The sequence below is a fragment of the Salinicola lusitanus genome (assembly GCF_003206045.1).
GTDB classification, from domain to species: domain Bacteria; phylum Pseudomonadota; class Gammaproteobacteria; order Pseudomonadales; family Halomonadaceae; genus Salinicola; species Salinicola lusitanus.
Genome location: NZ_PZJM01000004.1, coordinates 465,589 through 482,022, shown reverse-complemented (window position 1 = coordinate 482,022; position 16,434 = coordinate 465,589). Strand labels below are relative to the sequence as shown.

Sequence of the window (16,434 nt, the reverse complement as noted above, 5' to 3'; positions counted from 1 at the left end):
TAGACCATCGAACAGATCGATCTTTCAGAAACAGTGCTTTAGAAAACGCTGCACTTTTGGAGGCACGCTGCGAGATACCCTAAAACCTTGCACAACCATTTCGAAAGCATCCTCAGGAAGAGGATCACGAGTCTCAAATTCGCCGATCTCTACCCTTTGAATGATGTCATCAACGGCTTTGACGTATGACCTGGCATAGAGCACATAACTAGGTCGATTCACGAATGAGTGCGCGCAGTTATCGGGAGTCAGAACACATGCTTCGTCGTAACGAACGCCATCACGAATCGAAGATATGTTGACCAGCACAACGGATGGGAGCTTAGTAATCGGATTAACAACAGGATCGTTGATGACAATATGAAGGTGCGGCACAGGCCCCGATAAAAAGACTAACGTTCCTCTTCTCAGGGGCCTGTAATTGGTCATCGCATCTCAGCCATTACTGAATGGATGTGACGCTGGCGAAAGATTTCTCGCGTCTGCGCCTCGGCAGACTCTGGGGTCCAGCCAAGAGCTTTAAGCATGTCCTGCGGACTGATGGGGCGCGCCGAGCCGAACGGGTCATGCCACTCTTCGCACGAGTCGTGCGTATATTCCACAAGCTGCCAACGAGTCTTCGCTCCATGCTCTTCCCAAACACGGTCGAGAACGTCGATGTCGGCCTCACTGAGCTCGTCGTAGTCATCTCGAGTGACATCATGGTTGGCCAGAGCAACCTCAAAAGAGGGCGCCCCAGTTACCCAGCGCTCCCACTCGCCCGTGCGACTAGCGCCCTGAATGAGGTCGAGGACATTTGAAAGAACCGGTCCATGTTTCATGGAGAACCACGAATCATCGCTGATCGGGTAACCGAATTCGGCCATCGATTCACGATCAGCAAGGTACATCAGCTTGATGAGTTTCAAATACGACATTTGCCCGCCGCGCTTCTGCAGCAGGTATGCCGCTACCTGGGCTGATTTTTCTTCGCTAAACATGATTGACCTCCTTCGGCCTAGCTGGCCTATCGCTCATTTATGAGCGATACGAATGTTAATCGTAAGGTGGCCTTTCATCAAGGACTGCTTGTGGAGCTAGATTGGCGCAAGGGTTGCCTGGGAAGGCCTGGAGGTGGCCGCTTTTACCCGTGATCGGATGCTGGTCACCTTCGAATAGAGCGCCTCGGCTTCATCTGCAGTCAACGGCTCGTGCTCGTCTTCCTTGGGCGGGTACTTGGCATCCATCGCGCGCTGGAACTCGATCATGGTCATGGCCCAGGCCTCGGGAGCCGAGACGCCGAGATGCGCCTGGGCGGCGCCGACGAACTCCGCCGGCGAGAACTCAGCCGAGGCCTTCCCGTTGGCCTTCGCCCTGCGCCGCGGCTCGCCGACGATGCCGCTGACGGCCAGCCGCACGCCCAGAATGTGGATCTCTGCCGGTGGCATGCTGCCCAAGACGTAGCGCAGCCGGCCCCGGTGCTCACGGTAGTAGCCGATGAGGCGGTCGAGATCGGCGGGTTGCCCCACGTAGCATGCCGACAGGACGGCCATGGCGCAGACATAGCCGTCCATGCCCTCGCGCTGCACGCGTGCCAGAAGTCGGCCCAGGGCGGCAGGGTCGCCGAGCGAGCCGATGGCGGCGAGGGAAGGGCGGAACAGATAGCTCCGCTCGCCCCAGGTAATGCCGATCTCGCCCGAGTGGACGTTGGCCATTACGCGCCCGCGCTCTCGGTGGCGATGGTGTAGGCAAAGCTGTTGCCTTCCATCGTCCAGCTAGCCACGTCGTCGTGCGGCGCGTTATTGCGGAAGCTGGTCAGCAGAGCGGTGCCGGTGTAGGTACGCAGCTGGCTATCGCCGCGCGGCACGCTGATGCGCAGCCAGATGGTCGGGTAGCCGGTGGCGCTACCGTTGCCGGCAGGGTCGTTCACGAAGTCCTCGAGCGCGTCGACGTTCTTCGTGGTGTCCTTGGTGGCCAAGCCGTCGAAGCTGATGTCGGATTGCTTGTAGGTGACCAGGTTCTCCTGGGTCATATTCGGGCTGTCGTCGGTCGTGGCGTCAGTGGTCTGCCACTCGGCACCCCATTCCTTGCCACGCATCGCGCCCAGCGTGAGCCACTCGCCCGGATTGGTGCTGGCTTCGGGGTCGGTCAGTGCGATCTCGACCAGCGCTTCGCGGCCCATGTATTTCTGAATCGGTTGCAGTGCCATGGTGTCGGCTCCTTCAGGTCCAAACGCGGACGTTGAGTTCGTAGAGTGATCGCCCGGATTCGAGCGTGGAGGGGCCGACAACGTCGGCCAGGATCTGGAAATTGCACACGCCGGCGGCGGTGTGGTTGGCCAGCAGGTAGTCGCGGATGGCCACGGCCCGCTCGTAACCGGTATCGGGGCGGTCGGTGCAGAGCGCCATCGTGACGCCAGGCTGCTGCATCAGCTCGTCAGGAGCAGCGCCGCCGTCCGGACGGAACAGGATCGAGTCGGCGGCGCCGGCCTCGGTGTTCTCCGGGTACAGGCGAAAAAAAACCGGCGCCAGGCCGGTCAGTTGCTCGCCCGCGGCGAGATGTTCGTGGAGCACGCGCAGTGCGTTCATCGGCGATAGCTCCGCTTGATGTGGGCCTCGATATCGGCGCGGCCGTCACGCTCGAATCCCTTTTTCAGGAACTCATCCTCTGCAGCGGCCTTCTGCCAGTTCTTCGATCCGCCGTCGTGAACCGCCGCGGCGTAGGCGGCGGTGTAGGCGACCATTCCCTTTGTGCCGGTGGTCGTGCTGATGACCTGGCGATAGCGGCTGTTGATCAGGTTGGACGTATCGACCGGCGTCAGGTTGACCGCATAGCCTTCGCCGATGATCAGGATCTCGGTGACGACCCGCTCGGTCAGCGGGCCGGCGATGCGGCCGACGGTGCGAGAGAAGTTGCGCCGGACGTCCCGGCCGCCTCGGATCGGCATAGATCACCTCACGCTGCGTCGATCGATAGGACCATTTGGAGCTGATCGCGCCAGTGCTGCACCTCAGCTTCGAGCGGCGGCTTTTTCCACCGGTGGCGGGCGAGCTCCCGGCCGGCGGTGCTGCCTCTCTCGTTCTGCTCTTCGAGTCGCTCCTGGGCGACCTGCAGGTGACGCCAGGCATCGGGCTCTCCATGGATCAGCGCCTCGATCTGCATGTCGCACCAGACAGCGAATCGTGCGTCTAGCCAGCGAGCGAACTGGACAGCCAGTCTCGGGTGCAACCACGTGCCAGGCGCTCGGCCGCCGCGGCTGGTGCGCACCAGGCCAAAGTGAGATTTTCCCACTTTGCTTTCCCCGATGGCCTCGGCCAGCGCTTCGAGATAGTCGGCAGTGTCAGGAAGGCGCAGCCAGTCCACCGGCCTCTTGCCGAATCGCTTAGCGATGTCGGTTGCGTTGATCCAGCCGTCATGGGTGAAGCAGACCGCCTGACCTTGGTAGGGAAAGGGGATGATGTTGCTCATTGCGGATACCTCAGTAGGATGAGCCCGTCGCACAGAGACAGCGGCCCCAGAGCTAACCGCGCTCACCGGACCCATCCTGCTGAGGACTCTGGATTCGCGCCGTGCGAGGCGCATACGAAAACGCCCCAGCATGTGCCGGGGCGTCGGGTGCAGCTTGTTGAAGGTATGGATCAGGTGAAGAGCACGAAGTCCGGATCCTCGCCGAAGAAAGACATGTCCCAGCCGCCGACCTTTTTGATCGTTTTGGCGGTGGCCGGCGGCGCCTCATCCTCGATCGCGGCGCCAATCACAATCCGGTCGCCGGCTTTGATCTTCATGGGGTTCTCATGCCACACGGTGTCGCGCGGCACGAACTGCTGGCCGTTGTCGTCAGTCTGCGTTTCGCCCATGTTCTCGAACGTGCAGGCGATGACATGCGGGCCGTCGTAGATCGGTTCGCGCGTGTACGGATCGCGCTCGCCGGTCTGTAGCCAGAGGGTGGCCCGATTCGTGTAGGTCCAGCGCGCCGTTGCGCTCATGCGCACCCCCGGCGCCGCCCAGGTCCGGCCACGGCAATGAATGGCCGCGCCTTGTCGGACTGCAATAGACGGGTAACGCATCCAGCCGTGTCTAGCGAGCGCAACGCAGAGCCCCAGTTGGTGGAGTCGATGCCCGCGCCACTGGGCGTGGCGAATGAACGCGACGCGCCAGAAGGTGCCGACTGGCTTCGAATCTGTCCGCCGGCGGCAAGGGTGGCAAGGTGCCCGACAGCGTTGATCTTGAGGATCCGCTGGGTTGTCTCGGGCACCCGGTTCTTGTCGAGGCAGACATCGGCGCCATCGACCACCGCAATGAAGTCGCGGAGCATCGCGTCGGCGCCAGTGATGCCGTAACCCCTGACGTCATCGGTGGTGATCGTGGCGGCCATGGGTCAGTCCTTCTCGGAGAGCTTGGCTTTCTCGAACTTCGCTTCCAGCGTGTCGAGCTTGCTGTTCGGGCCCGGGCGCTCGCCGGTCAGCTTCTCGATCTCGTCGGTCAGCCAGGCCCTGCGCTTCGCGTCAGCCTCGGCGCTGGTGTCCTGGGCTGGCTGCTTCTTCGCCTCGGCCTGGGCGCCAGGCTCGGCGTCGTCGGGGCGACTATCGACCGTGGCGGTCACGCTGGCCTTGAGTTCGGCGTTCTCGGTCTCCAGCGCCTCGTTGCGCGCCTTCAGATCGGTGTTCTCCTCACGGAGTTCGGCGTTCTCGGTCTGCAGGGCTGTCAGATCGCTGCCGGCATCCTTGTCGGTAGTGAGACCGGTCTCATTGACCACTTCGACCTTACCGGCGTAGACGCGCGGAATGGTCTTGCCCTCGACAGTGATGATGTCGCCAACGCTCTTGCGGCGCCCCTGGGTGTCATACAGGTTCGGTCTCGTCACTCGCAGTTTCATAGCGGGTTCCTGTCATCAGAAAGAAGAAGGGGAGCCGAAGCTCCCCGTGGATCACTCGGACGCGGCGTAGAGCCAGGCTGTGCGGCCGTTGACGTCCGCGCGGATCTCCAGGCCCATCGCAGACCACACGATGAACTGGTGGCGAGCGAACGGCGTCTGGCGCGGCAGAGCGAGGTTCGACACACCCTGGCCCAGCAGAGGCGCGATGTACTCCTGAGACAGGGCGCCCATGATCAGCTCGTTGCCCTCGAGCCCGGACAGCTCTTTGATCGCTCCGATACCGGCGAGGCTTTCGAGCTCCTGGCGAAGCGTACGCGTGGCCGTGATGTTGCCTTCGAGCACGTAGTAGCGATCCATCGTCGCGGAGATCTCCGGCGAGGCGTAGACCGTCAGGTCGGCGACGACGCGATTGTCGCGGCGGACGATGTCGCGCAGGCGAATGAACTCGTTGCGCACAGCGTCCGGCGCGGTGGCGGTGCTGGTCAGATCGATACCGATCGTGGCCTTGGCCGTGTTGGCGCTGTTGCGAATGCCGTAGGACTTCACGCCCTTGAACTCGAGCGGATTGCCGTTGGCATCTACCACGCCGTCCAGGCATGAGCCAGCCATGCGCTCGCGCACGGTTCGGGTAGAACCGGCCTGGTCGTCGAGCAGATCGTTCCAGCCCTCGGACTGCTGGCCAGCCAGCTCCCGCCATTCGCGGTAGTAGCCGGACTGGTGAACCGGAACGATCGCGCCATCGTACTTGTACGAGGTCTGATCGTTCGGAATCGGCTCGAGTCCGGACATGCTGGAAGTGGCCGCGCCGCCGGAACCGGCCTGGCGGTACTGGTGGATCATCTTGCCGATGTTCAGCGGCCGTGCCAGCGGCATCAGGTCGTTGAGCAGTACCTCGACGTTCGGATCCAGCATGATCGCCTTGGTCTGCGCATCCATCTCGGCATAGACCGGGTAGGGCACGGGTGCCGCGGCGTTGCCGACCATCCCGGGCATCGGGATGCCGGCGAAGCCGCGCTCGGTGTTCGCGTGCAGCGCGCGGTGGGCCTGGAGGTATTCGTACTGCCCCCGCAGGCTCCGATTTGCTGCCACGCTCTTCTTGTCGAAAACGTAGGTAGTCATCGTGACCCCTTAGATGAACTTGACCGCGACCAGCTCGGAGCTGGTACCGGTGGTGATGGTTTCGGCGGCGTTACCGATTGAGGTCGAGCCGTCCTCCGGGTCGGTGGCCGTCAGCGTGCCGCCGGAGGTCGCGAAGAGCGGCGCATCCTCGACGATGTCCTGGCTGCCATCGGCCAGCACGTTCAGGATCAGGCCGGGACCACAGTAGAACGCGGTCGCCAGATCGTCCGCCGTATAGGCCACGTCCACCGGCGCCTGGCCGAGGTGATCGCGATCCAGCACATAGCTGACGTTTCCGGGGCCGGCTGCGAACTTGCCGTTGGCGTCCAGGTGAACGACGGTGCCGGGCAGGGTCTCGGCAGCAACCGGCGACTCCTTGCGCAGCGGCTGGTCAAGCATCTGCGCCGGCGCGCAGAAGATGACGTTCTTGCCGTATTGGGTGTAGTTGCTCATGGATTACTCCGGCAGGGTGTTGGTGTCTTCGCCTTCACTGCCGGCGAAAGCGCTGTTGAGGTGGAAGCCGTTGCGCGGCTGCAGGCTGTTCACGACCTTCTGCTTCGCGTTGGCAGTCATGCCGGACAGCTCTTCGTCGGTCCAGCCGTTGGCCTTCAGCTTCTCGTCGAGCTTGGCACTCTCGGCCTTGGCAGCCGCATCGGCGTTTGCCTTCAGGGCCTTGAGGGCTTCGCTGTCGGCCTGCTGGTTGGTGGCCAGCGTCTTGATCTGCTCGCCCTGGGTGTTCAGGGCCTGGGTGATCGGCGCCAGTGCTGCCTCGAGCTGTTCTTTCGTCAGTGACATATCGCCCTCCGGGGCATTCGCATTTGCGGTGGTGGTGGTCTGGGAGCTTTGCGATTGCGCGCCCCCGATGGCGCTCTTGATGGCCTCGACGAAGCGCTCGACGCGGCCCTTGTTCTGCTCGCGCTGCTCGGCGCGATCAGCGATGCGGATGATGTGCTCGGCTGCGGCGGTGATCTCGTATTCGGCGTCGTCGCTGAACTCGACGTTTGCCTGCAGCACCTCGGCCTCGTCTCCGGCGGCGTTGACGAACATGCCAACCCCTTCCGCCGGCGTTGCCGCCCCGGGCTCGCCGATCAGGATCGCGTCGTGATCGAACTGCATGTTGTGAGCCGACCAGGTGTAGCGCTTGCCCTTGCTCTCACCGTTCGCCACCTTGATCTCAAGCTCGAGGCCGGTGCTGGTGTGGATGGGCTGCTGCTTCTCGATGGCCTGGATCAGCTCCCGACCCTCGGCGGTTTGGTTGGCGACGCGGATGTTCACCACCTTGTCGAGCAGCACGCGGCCGCCTTCGCGCCGGACGTTCTCGTTCCAGGCACCGATCCAGTGCTTGTTGATGGCGTGAGGTGAGCGGGCGGGCACAAACTGATTGCCGACCTTGGGGTGACCGAGCGGCGCCGGCGTACCCTCGAGGCCCTTGTAGCTGGCCTCGATCTCGGCGGCGCTGTAGAGGCCGCCATTCATCACGCAGTCATCGGGCAGGGTGGCCGACGGGATCCGGTAGTGGTCCTCGCCGTTGATGGTTTCTTTCTTGATCTGAGACGCATTCACACGCGTCACGATGTGGGCATGTTTGGTCGTGCTCATGCGTCCTCCAGAAACGAGAAAGCCCCGCCGGTTAGGGCAGGGCCAGGAACGAAAAAGCCCAGCTCGGGGCTGGGCTTGCTTGAGAACTTAGCGGCTTTATCGGGTGAAAGTAAGGCCGACCAAACGGGCCTCAATACCGCCATGAGTGCTTTCTGAGTAATCGGATTCGGGTAAGATTCTACCCCCTTCGCTCATGCCGTTTTCCAATGCTACCGCTTTGAATTGATTTACCCCGGTCACAAAGTCGAACCCCGAGCCGTCCTCACTCTTAATCATGATCATGTCGTCGGGATCAGACTTCTTCAGCTCTGCAATCAGGTCCTTCACTCTTAGTCGCATTTCAGCCCCTTATTTATTGTGTACATCAGAAAATATCTGCTGTCGCGGCCACCGGATCAAGAGTTGTGTTTCACGATCCGATACATCGCCTGCCCGGGCACAACCGACAACACTTCGCCGGGCTCAAGCTCTGGCACCGGACGATTCTGCAGCCGCCCACACTCATCCGCCATCAGCCGATACTCGGCGATGCGACGGTACTCGAACTGGCTCTGCACCAGGACGATCATGTGGGTCTGCTCGGTCACGCGGCGGCCTTGAAGAATTGGCGACCCTGCAACTGTAGCTTGCCGGGCAGCGCGTCGGATAGCGGCTTGCCTTTCTCGTCGACCAGGATCGCCACCTGGGTGCACTTGCAGTTGATGGCGTTGCCGTCCCGGGCGTAGAACTCCTGGACCTCTGCCCGCGTGTAGGTGTGACCGTGTCGGCTGGCGTGAGTAGGGCGGGTGGTGGCCGATAGCGCCGATACCCAGAGCAGGCGCGTGCGGATGCCTTCTGCGTTGGTCTGGGCGTCTTCCTCCCAGATAGCCCGACGGTGGGCGACGTTGATCTCGGTGCGGGCGATGCGCTCAGCTCTGGCCCGCGCGCCGGTGGTGCTGCCGTCATCCAGAGCCCGCACGCCGATGCGAGCCTTGATCGTCCTAGCGATCACCCGAGGCGACTGGCCCCGGGCCATGCCGTCGGCCAGAGTTCGGGCAAGCTCAGTGCGTAGCTGATCACTGAAGCCTCGCATCTCCTCGAAGATGCGGGCGCGCAGCAGGGCGATTCGCGTGCGGTAGGGCGCCGAGATGAGCGTCTCTTCGACCGTCCGCCGGAATGCCTCTGTCTGGGCTGCCAGGCTGACCACGGAAGCCGCGGTGCTCTGCTGGTAGGCCAACTCGGCCTGGCCAACGACGATCGGCTCGCCGTTGATAGCTCGTATGATCCACTCGTTGATCAGCTCGGCGATGTAGGCGTTCACGTCATCGAGCACGAACTGGTCGAGCAGGTACTCGTAGGTACGGTCGTCGCCCTGGGCATTGGCCGCCACCTCGCGATAGCCGATCTGCTCGAACCGCTGCAGCACGCCGCGCTGGATTCCGGCGAGCGCCGTCTGGATCTGCTTGAACGCTCTACGCCGCTGCCGCCCCGTCTGAGTCGGGCTCGCTTGATTGCGCGGTAGCGCCGGCTGCCTCGCCATCGTCGTTTCCCTCCGGCACATCGTCGTCGTCCAGGTCGTCGGTGTCCGGCGATCCTTCGTATCCGGCCACGTCGCGGATCTCTTCGACAGTGAACGCCGGCGGCTCGCCTGTGCCCAGGGCCGCCTTGTTGACCTCGCTCATCGTCTTCGCGTTGCCGAGCTTCTCTTCGAACGTCGCGTCGGTCAGGTCGTCCCATCCGATGTAGAACTCGAACGACGGCAGGGCGCCGAACCGCATGAGTTTCGAGACGAGCTTCTCGACAGCGGGGATCGCGAACCGGCGGCGCCGAGTCATGTTCGTCTGCGCCCATTCGCGGCTGTTCTCGTCGCTGGAGCGCTGGCTGATCTGCTGGCCCAGCAGCACCGGCATTGGGCACGAGACGCCGGCGGCGTAGGACTGCATGGCCACGGCGACGAACTGCTCAGGTTGTGGAAGCTGGTAGGCCATAACCTTTGCCTCTAGGTTGCCGGTCATCAGCATCTTGTCCAGCCCGGCCGCATAGTCGGCTGCAGTCTCATTTAGCTTGTCGGCCACATGATCAACATCTACGCCATACATCTGCGCCAGACTCTGGACATCGACTCCCTCGCTCCCTGTGGAGTGCAAGGAAAGAGCCCCTCGCGCCGTTTTCCAAAAACCCTCGCCGCCGGCGCCGACGATCTTTTCGATGGTCAGCAGGTCATTGAAGCCGGCTTCGTTCGCCGGGATGCCGTAGATCGTGTCGTCGTCCGCGCCCTCGGCGATGATGTGCACGCGGTCGGCGTGGATGGTGAGGCTCTGGCGTTCGTCGCAGCCGGCATGAACCGCCTGGGGATTGAACTGGTAGCTGATCGGGTTGCCGTACTCCGGCGACGCCGGGTCCTGTTCGAATTCCAGCGGCTCGAGTTGCGCTTCAAACAACGGCTGCATCTTGAGCAGCATGACCGGTCGCGTGACTGGCTTGCTCGGTTGAACGCCGTCATCGAACACGAGATACAGCGCCGAGTAGCGGCCGACGCGGCCGCGCCAGTCGGCCGCCTGCATCCGGTTCCAGAACGATAGCTGCTTGAGTACGCGGGCGATTTCACGCTCGCGCTTTGTCTCCTTGTGCGGCTTGTCGCCCTCCATGCCCTCGACGATCCAGGGATTCGTCTCCCATGTCTTCTCGACGTGGCGCATGACGCCCGCCCGGGCGATGCCGTTGCGCTTGAATATCGAGTAGAAGTTGTCGAACTCCAGGACCTCGGGGTAGCCGTAGTCTGCCCACGCCGTAGCGCGCTTGGCGTCGTTGCTCATCGTCGGCAAGGCGCCGCCGAATAGGGGGCCCCGGCGCATATTTTGGTATGGCACAAAGCCCATAGGGGACCTCTATCGTCGTTGGTGCCGGGAGAGTACGAGCCCACCCGACTTGTGCTTGATCAGCGGCGCCAGGGCGTACCGTGTAGCGTCGATGTAGTGGTTGTGCTTATCGACGATGTCGGTCAGCACGTCGCGGCTCAGGCGATCCACCTTGTAGCTGTAGAGCCGCGCTTCCTTGAGCGTTGCGGGGCAGCGCGGGTGAATGATGATCTCGGCGTAGCTGCGCAGGTGCGCGATGCCATCCTCGACACTGCCGGGCCACTTCGTCACGCCCTCGATACTGGGCAGGTTGTCGCGCTGGCCGTTGCCGTTCGACTTCACGTGGCTGATCGTTTCGGGGCGGGCTGAGTCGGCGCGGACCTTGTGCCGCTCAACGCCAGGCAGCCGAGCGATCATGAACTTGGCGATGTCGTCGTTCTCGAGCGCCACCTTGCCGGCCTCGTATTCGATCCAGAGCCGTCGGTCATAGACCCAGCACTTGATGCCAGCGGTCGGGTCTTGGGAGAAGCCCCAGTCGATACCGAAGTAGGGGCCATCCCAACCGCGCCCAGGCTCGAACTCCGCGACGCGGTACTTGCCGGACAGGATCTGCGCCTCGCTGTTCTCGCGGTAGGCGCCGTCCCAGATCCACGCGTAGGTTTGGTCGTCGAGCGCTTCGCGGTCGTTGAGGCGCTCTTCATCGAGAACAGCCGGGAACCACGGGTTATCCGTGTAGTTCAGCTCGACGATCTTGGCGTTGGCCGGCGCGTTCTTCCGAAACCGAGTATCGGTGGGGCTGCCGTCGAGTTCCGGGTTCCATGTGACCCACACCTCGGAATTCTGCTCGCGCACCGTGGGCAGCAGCTTCTGCCAGGCGATCTCGCTGACCGTCTCGGCTTCATCCACCCAGGCGATCAGGATGCGTGCCTTGGACTTGATGCTGTCTAGGTTGTGGCGCATGCCGGCGAAGGTGTACCAGACCCGCCGATTGCGGGTGCGGATGTACTTCTCGCCGATGTCGAAGTAAGCGTCCAGCCAGTCCACCGAGCGGATCGCTTGCTTGACCTCCTCCATGCTCGAGTCTTCGAGCGAGTTCATGTACTCGCGGCCGCACAACACGACGCCCGACTGACCAGCCTCGGCGAACATGTAGGCTCTGACGGCTGTCATCAGCGCAAACGAGCGAGTCTTGGCCGAGCCTCGGCCGCCGTAGGCGCCTCGGTAGCGAGCCGTTCCGCTGAATACCGGGATGAGCTTAGGTGGTAGCTGGATCCTCGCTGTCGTCATGAGGCGCCACCAGCTCGATTATCGTGGGTTTCGGGGTCATGCTGCCGTCGCTCGAAACGTGATCGACGCGATCGGTGAACATGCCGAGATGCCGCGCGACGTTCTCCAGTGCCTTGGCCTGGTCCTGCATCTTGACCTCGAGGCCTTCCTTGGTCTGCTTCACGCCGGCGAACAGCATCTTCGCCTCAGGCCCTAGGTTGCGGGTGTCCTCGGCATAGACGCGAGGCAGGCCCTCGCCGCCGCACTCCGGGCAGGAAGGGTGGGGCGTGTGGAACGGGCGAAAGCCGTAGCCACCCTCGTCGCTGGGCTCCTTTCCCTCGTCGGCGTTGTCCATCGCTCGGCTGAACTCTGCCTCGTCCTTCCACTGGAAGAGATGGTCATCGCCATGGCAGTAGCGGCAGCAGCCGCGGCGAAGCTGGGTCAGGGAGCCAGGATCGGCAGTGGCGATACTCCACCAGCGGTCCAGCACCATGTCGGCGGTGATCCTGGTGCGCGCCGAGCGTTCCTTGAGCGCGGCATTCACAGCGTCCCACACGTGCCTCATGCCCTCCGGGCAGGAATCCCTACTTTTCCCTACCCAGAGCGGCGCTTTCTTGTCTGCCGTCGATTTGGCGAACCCTGCGCGGATAGCGGCCTGGGTGGCATTCATGTCAACGAGGTACTCATCGACGAAACAGGACTGCCGGGCTGTCAGCTCGACAGCCTCGCGGGCAGTCTTCATATTCGTTTCCTTTCCAGAGGCTCTCGTGTGAGAGGGAGCGATTTCAATTTCAAAAAAGGGGGCTACATGGGCGAAGACATTGTCAAAGGACTTGTCTCAACTCTGCCACTTACAGGTGCAGCGGTGACGTTTTTCACGCACCTCCGGAGCCACCGGCTGACTCAGAGCACCAACAAAACGAACCTTAGATTGAGGATCTTCGATTTCTGGCAGCTCCACCAGGATCGGGCTGCGCTAGACGAAGCGCCTAACAAGCAGTTGAGGCACCTCTTCTATCTCTATTCCGGCCAAACCGTAGAAGGGCGTTTGGTATGGGCTGCGCTGCGTGATCACCCTGACCCTGAGGCGATCGAACAGTTGGTGTTGGCCCACAAGGAGGTCAAGGTAGGAGAAGATCCCGGTTTCATACGGCATAAACGGCCACGCTGGAAACTCGAGGGGACGGAGGCATTACTTATTATCATCTACGTACTGGCTACGTTGAGTTGGTTCCTACTGATAGGCCCTGGAGTACGGTGGATATATGGTGACCTTGACTCCTTGAGCCTACTGGACAAACTCGGTTCTGCTTTAGCAGTGCTGATTTCCAGTGTTCTGGTCATCGCATATGTGAGCTACTGCTTCCGATACATTGAGAAGGCGCGAGCAGCGAGAAGGCTGACTCAGACAAAGCGAATGAATATCTGGCAGGCGCTCCGTCTTCGATGTGTAGATATTTGGCAGCAAGCTAGGGCTATGCCGAGCTGGCTAAGGGGCCTGCTCCCGTAAAATTTATCTCCTAGCTTCGCTCCATCTGTCACGGATTGGCCTTAGTGACGATCTCGCGCATCAGCGATGTCTTACGTTGACCAGTGATAGCAACGTGCTTGTCGTTCGAGCGGGCGTTGATGTTCACGCCCACTACCGTACCCATCGCCACCACCAGGGTGATGACGGCATCCATGAGCGAGGGCAACTGGCTGGGATCTCGCAGGATCGCGGCGCAGAGAGAGAAGGCTAGGCCGCCGAACGACAGTGCCATTACCCATCCGACAGCGGGGCGCCAGCCGCTCTTGAACCATCCGTCTGCCTGCAGCTCGTCGCGCATCGTCTCGTTGACCGTCTCCTGCCGACGGGTCTCGGCTTCGACGCGGGCCTGCTCCAGGCTCAACTCGGCCGCTCGGACCTTGGCCAGCGATTCGGGATCGCTCTGCAGCGCCTGATTTACCGCTTCCGGCGTTGAGCTGACGCCCAGGGCAGCGGCGACGAACTTGCCGGCGATCTCGCCACCCTTGCCGGCGAGCATAGAGCCAAGGGTGGGTGCAGCTCCGGCGACGGCATTCCCGATCGCTTCCCAGTTCATGGCTCTACCCCCAACTCACTCGTCCAGTTCGTCCGCAGGCGGTCATAGTCCTCCTGCAGGTCGTTGATCTTTCGCTGCATGGGGCCGAGACGGCCGTTGGCTTCATCGACCTTCGCCTCGAGCTGTCCAGCCTTTGCCGCTTCGTACTGGCGCCCCTGCATCGAGATGGCCACGGCCGCCATGGATCCCGTTGCGATCTTCGCCATCCGATCGGCGTTGTTTAATTCGCTCGACCATCCGGCCCATCCCGCCCCAGCGATCGCGACCAGCACGGCGACCACCCAGATAGGCACGGGGTAGCTTCGAAACAAGCGCTTCATGGCTTCCCCTTGATCGCTTTGATGATGGCCTTGATGACCGTTGGGACGTCGACCTGCCGGACGCGAGCCTGCATACCGTGGACGCCCATCAACGCCATGCCGGCACCGATGCCGGCCGCGCCCTCGACAGGGATCTGGTATTGGCCGTCGAGCGGAATGCCAGACGCCCAGATGACAAGCTTGATCGTGCAGAAAGCGATGATCGCGCAGACCAGGGCGGTGTTACGGTTGCCGATGAGCCACGAGATGATGAACGCCGGCACCGCGGCAGCGATGCGCGGATCGGAAAACGGCATCGTCGTCAGCGCCCACAACTGGGCGAGTAGATCGGACATGGGCGACCCCTATTTTTCGGTGTCGCGCGGGTCCTTGAGTACGCCGTAAGCGATCAGAACGATGATCTGGTAAAGCATCTGGGCGACCGTTCCGCCGGCCGCCCTGTACTCCAGCGGTATGTCGAGATTCAGCGCGGCGACTCGCCAGGCGGCCATGCCGCAAGAAACGGCGGCGATCGACAACCAGGTGATGCTGCGCAGCCACTCCTTCAGCCTTTCACGGCTGAGCGGTACCGGCCCATGTCGCTTGAACTGCCTGCCGTACAGCACGGCGGCTATAGCGGACAGGGCGATCTGAAGCGTGGCGAGTGTGAGCTCGGTGGTCATAGGCGCTTCTCCACCTCGTTGTACCAATCCCGGCTCTTGCCTGAGAATCTGCCGCCCGCGACTTCGTAGGCACGTGCGAGGGCGTCGATCTCGTGCTCGTGCTGGCCGTAGCCGGCGCCGGGGAGCGAGGCCCAGATGTTGCGGATAGCCGCTACGGCGTCGATGAATCGGCCGGCCTGAATCAGCGGCAGGGCGCGCTGCTCGCGCAACTGCTGGATCGCATATAGGTCCTGGCTGATCGGGCCAAAGTCCTGCAGGCCCAACTGATCGCGGTAGTGCGGCCAATATCGCGAGAGGATCTGATAGCGGCCGGCTGCCGTGGACCAAATACCAGGGCGATATTCGATGGCGTGTGAGGGCGGCAGTGGATGCTGGTGGTAGTCGGTGAAGCGGTTGACGTCGCCTGGGAGGGAGCCGACCAGGACGTCGTAGCCGTCGTCGCTATCGGCGAGCATCTCGGGGCCGATCTCCGAAAAGGCCAGGGTGTCGAGCATGGCGCACACGTTCACGCCACCGGCTCTGTCTGCGGTGATGCGAGGCATGCGGTGCTCCAGAATAAAAGGCCGCCGAAGGGGAGGCGGCAAGGATCGAACGATGGGATCAGGACGCTCGAATAGGTTGGCCCGGTCAGCGGTAGGCGAAATGGGATAGCCGAAATGTGTTCTGACGGGCCGAACGCAAAAAGGCCGCCCGAGGGCGACCTTTGAAGTTTGGGAGCTGCTAAGCGCGTAGCTCGAACAGCTTAGCGAGAAGGCTACATTTTGCCCTTCATTTCGTCAAGCGGCCGACGCAAGAAAATTGCGCATTGCTCGATTGGCATCGCGCGTTGCTGTCATGATGGGGTCCATCGCTTCCGATTCGAGCCGTGAAATCACGTCGCCGAGCAATTCCCATGTCTGCTCCCAGCCGTCGCGGTGCCAGTTGTCTGAGACGATGCGAACACCCCACAGCCCGTAGATGGACTGACAGATGGCCCGTGGCTGTAGCGGCGGTCTGGTGCCGTCTACGTTGTCGCGGTCCTGCATCATTCTGGCCTTGATCAGTGCCTCGATGCGCTCGCGACGCGCGCGGCGATACCCCGCCCATGCTTCCATGCCGATCGCGATCTGAAAGCGCACCAGCACGGTGTCGGCAACGTCGTCGAGATGCTGGTTAGCCGCACCCGTATCGTTGAGCGACAGCCAATGCCCGACTGCAGCCAGCGCCGGACTGCGTTCCTCGAGTGCGCGGATCGCCTGCCATACCGGGAAGGAATCTTCGCCGTAGGCAGCACCTGCGCCACCGCGGCGGCTGGTTGTCTCGGCCGCTGACACCTGGTCCCGGGTGTAATTCAGCACGACATTTTCGCCTCGGTCATTCAATGCGATGTCAGAATACGTGTGGCGCCGGCCGCTCTTGCGCGTGTGCGCGCCTGTCTGCGCCTCGAGCATACTGACCATCGCCTGCGTCCTGACGCCGGTTTCGAGTGCCTGGGCCCAAGCCACGCGCGGATTGCTGTCGATCATCTTCGTCATTGCTCGCTCCTGTCTTTCCAGATCCTTTGCACCCGCTCGCGCGTCACGCCGGGCAGCTTTTGCCATCGGTTGAAGACGGCTTCACGTCTTGTTCGGTCCCGCTCAGCGCGCATCTCGCGCACGACCATTCGGGCTTGGCATTCCAGCGTCCACTCCGCGGCCGGCATGCCAGGCGGGC

General features: G+C 62.4%; 25 protein-coding genes. All 25 read right to left on the bottom strand.

What is annotated here, in order from left to right:
- Window positions 1-24: 24 nt before the first annotated feature.
- A complete protein-coding gene (locus DOM45_RS20020) occupies window positions 25-429 on the bottom strand; it encodes a hypothetical protein (RefSeq protein ID WP_157958388.1) in 405 nt (134 codons plus the stop codon).
- Entirely contained in the window at window positions 426-980 is a 555-nt protein-coding gene (locus tag DOM45_RS09550; RefSeq protein WP_110599845.1) for a Panacea domain-containing protein, read from the bottom strand. The genes DOM45_RS20020 and DOM45_RS09550 overlap by 4 nt, the downstream gene beginning before the upstream one ends.
- 96 nt (window positions 981-1,076) lie before the next feature.
- Window positions 1,077-1,694: a DUF6246 family protein gene (locus DOM45_RS09545; protein WP_110599843.1), complete on the bottom strand. Its 618-nt coding sequence runs from the start codon at window positions 1,692-1,694 to the stop codon at window positions 1,077-1,079.
- The gene (locus DOM45_RS09540; protein WP_110599841.1) at window positions 1,694-2,188 is read right to left on the bottom strand and encodes a phage tail tube protein; all 495 of its coding nucleotides are present in this window, start codon (window positions 2,186-2,188) and stop codon (window positions 1,694-1,696) included. The genes DOM45_RS09545 and DOM45_RS09540 overlap by 1 nt, the downstream gene beginning before the upstream one ends.
- 13 nt (window positions 2,189-2,201) lie before the next feature.
- Complete coding sequence (locus DOM45_RS09535; protein WP_110599839.1) at window positions 2,202-2,567, bottom strand: phage tail termination protein; 366 nt, start codon at window positions 2,565-2,567, stop codon at window positions 2,202-2,204.
- Window positions 2,564-2,926: a hypothetical protein gene (locus DOM45_RS09530; RefSeq protein ID WP_110599837.1), complete on the bottom strand. Its 363-nt coding sequence runs from the start codon at window positions 2,924-2,926 to the stop codon at window positions 2,564-2,566. The genes DOM45_RS09535 and DOM45_RS09530 overlap by 4 nt, the downstream gene beginning before the upstream one ends.
- A gap of 8 nt (window positions 2,927-2,934) precedes the next feature.
- On the bottom strand, window positions 2,935-3,447 hold the full coding sequence (locus DOM45_RS09525; protein ID WP_110599835.1) for a KilA-N domain-containing protein: 513 nt from the start codon (window positions 3,445-3,447) through the stop codon (window positions 2,935-2,937).
- Between the two features lie 170 nt (window positions 3,448-3,617).
- Window positions 3,618-3,965, bottom strand: a complete 348-nt coding sequence (locus DOM45_RS09520) for a hypothetical protein (RefSeq protein ID WP_110599833.1) — start codon at window positions 3,963-3,965, stop codon at window positions 3,618-3,620.
- Complete coding sequence (locus DOM45_RS09515) at window positions 3,962-4,354, bottom strand: DUF7370 family protein (protein WP_110599831.1); 393 nt, start codon at window positions 4,352-4,354, stop codon at window positions 3,962-3,964. The genes DOM45_RS09520 and DOM45_RS09515 overlap by 4 nt, the downstream gene beginning before the upstream one ends.
- 3 nt (window positions 4,355-4,357) lie before the next feature.
- Window positions 4,358-4,855 (bottom strand): hypothetical protein, encoded by a 498-nt coding sequence (locus tag DOM45_RS09510; RefSeq protein ID WP_110599829.1) that lies wholly within the window; start codon window positions 4,853-4,855, stop codon window positions 4,358-4,360.
- A 51-nt stretch (window positions 4,856-4,906) separates the two neighbouring features.
- Window positions 4,907-5,974: a major capsid protein gene (locus DOM45_RS09505; protein ID WP_110599827.1), complete on the bottom strand. Its 1,068-nt coding sequence runs from the start codon at window positions 5,972-5,974 to the stop codon at window positions 4,907-4,909.
- A gap of 9 nt (window positions 5,975-5,983) precedes the next feature.
- Window positions 5,984-6,427 carry a hypothetical protein gene (locus DOM45_RS09500; protein ID WP_110599825.1) on the bottom strand — a complete coding sequence of 148 codons (444 nt, stop codon included), beginning with the start codon at window positions 6,425-6,427 and terminating at the stop codon, window positions 5,984-5,986.
- A gap of 3 nt (window positions 6,428-6,430) precedes the next feature.
- Entirely contained in the window at window positions 6,431-7,450 is a 1,020-nt protein-coding gene (locus DOM45_RS09495) for a DUF2213 domain-containing protein (protein ID WP_157958387.1), read from the bottom strand.
- A 219-nt stretch (window positions 7,451-7,669) separates the two neighbouring features.
- Window positions 7,670-7,900, bottom strand: a complete 231-nt coding sequence (locus DOM45_RS09490) for a hypothetical protein (protein ID WP_157958386.1) — start codon at window positions 7,898-7,900, stop codon at window positions 7,670-7,672.
- Between the two features lie 68 nt (window positions 7,901-7,968).
- On the bottom strand, window positions 7,969-8,160 hold the full coding sequence (locus tag DOM45_RS20015) for a hypothetical protein (RefSeq protein ID WP_157958385.1): 192 nt from the start codon (window positions 8,158-8,160) through the stop codon (window positions 7,969-7,971).
- Window positions 8,157-9,092, bottom strand: a complete 936-nt coding sequence (locus tag DOM45_RS09485) for a phage minor head protein (protein WP_157958384.1) — start codon at window positions 9,090-9,092, stop codon at window positions 8,157-8,159. Before DOM45_RS09485 ends, DOM45_RS20015 begins: the two co-directional genes overlap by 4 nt.
- Window positions 9,025-10,368, bottom strand: a complete 1,344-nt coding sequence (locus tag DOM45_RS09480; RefSeq protein ID WP_157958383.1) for an anti-CBASS protein Acb1 family protein — start codon at window positions 10,366-10,368, stop codon at window positions 9,025-9,027. The genes DOM45_RS09485 and DOM45_RS09480 overlap by 68 nt, the downstream gene beginning before the upstream one ends.
- A gap of 72 nt (window positions 10,369-10,440) precedes the next feature.
- Window positions 10,441-11,697 (bottom strand): PBSX family phage terminase large subunit, encoded by a 1,257-nt coding sequence (locus tag DOM45_RS09475; protein WP_110599815.1) that lies wholly within the window; start codon window positions 11,695-11,697, stop codon window positions 10,441-10,443.
- The gene (locus tag DOM45_RS09470) at window positions 11,666-12,418 is read right to left on the bottom strand and encodes a terminase small subunit (RefSeq protein WP_110599813.1); all 753 of its coding nucleotides are present in this window, start codon (window positions 12,416-12,418) and stop codon (window positions 11,666-11,668) included. Before DOM45_RS09470 ends, DOM45_RS09475 begins: the two co-directional genes overlap by 32 nt.
- A gap of 796 nt (window positions 12,419-13,214) precedes the next feature.
- Complete coding sequence (locus tag DOM45_RS09460) at window positions 13,215-13,760, bottom strand: 3TM-type holin (protein WP_110599809.1); 546 nt, start codon at window positions 13,758-13,760, stop codon at window positions 13,215-13,217.
- Window positions 13,757-14,080 (bottom strand): hypothetical protein, encoded by a 324-nt coding sequence (locus DOM45_RS09455; protein WP_110599807.1) that lies wholly within the window; start codon window positions 14,078-14,080, stop codon window positions 13,757-13,759. Before DOM45_RS09455 ends, DOM45_RS09460 begins: the two co-directional genes overlap by 4 nt.
- The gene (locus DOM45_RS09450; protein WP_110599805.1) at window positions 14,077-14,415 is read right to left on the bottom strand and encodes a hypothetical protein; all 339 of its coding nucleotides are present in this window, start codon (window positions 14,413-14,415) and stop codon (window positions 14,077-14,079) included. The genes DOM45_RS09455 and DOM45_RS09450 overlap by 4 nt, the downstream gene beginning before the upstream one ends.
- A gap of 9 nt (window positions 14,416-14,424) precedes the next feature.
- Complete coding sequence (locus tag DOM45_RS09445) at window positions 14,425-14,742, bottom strand: hypothetical protein (protein WP_110599803.1); 318 nt, start codon at window positions 14,740-14,742, stop codon at window positions 14,425-14,427.
- A complete protein-coding gene (locus tag DOM45_RS09440) occupies window positions 14,739-15,284 on the bottom strand; it encodes a glycoside hydrolase family 24 protein (RefSeq protein WP_110599801.1) in 546 nt (181 codons plus the stop codon). The genes DOM45_RS09445 and DOM45_RS09440 overlap by 4 nt, the downstream gene beginning before the upstream one ends.
- 234 nt (window positions 15,285-15,518) lie before the next feature.
- Window positions 15,519-16,256: a hypothetical protein gene (locus tag DOM45_RS09435; RefSeq protein ID WP_110599799.1), complete on the bottom strand. Its 738-nt coding sequence runs from the start codon at window positions 16,254-16,256 to the stop codon at window positions 15,519-15,521.
- Between the last annotated feature and the right edge of the window lie 178 nt (window positions 16,257-16,434).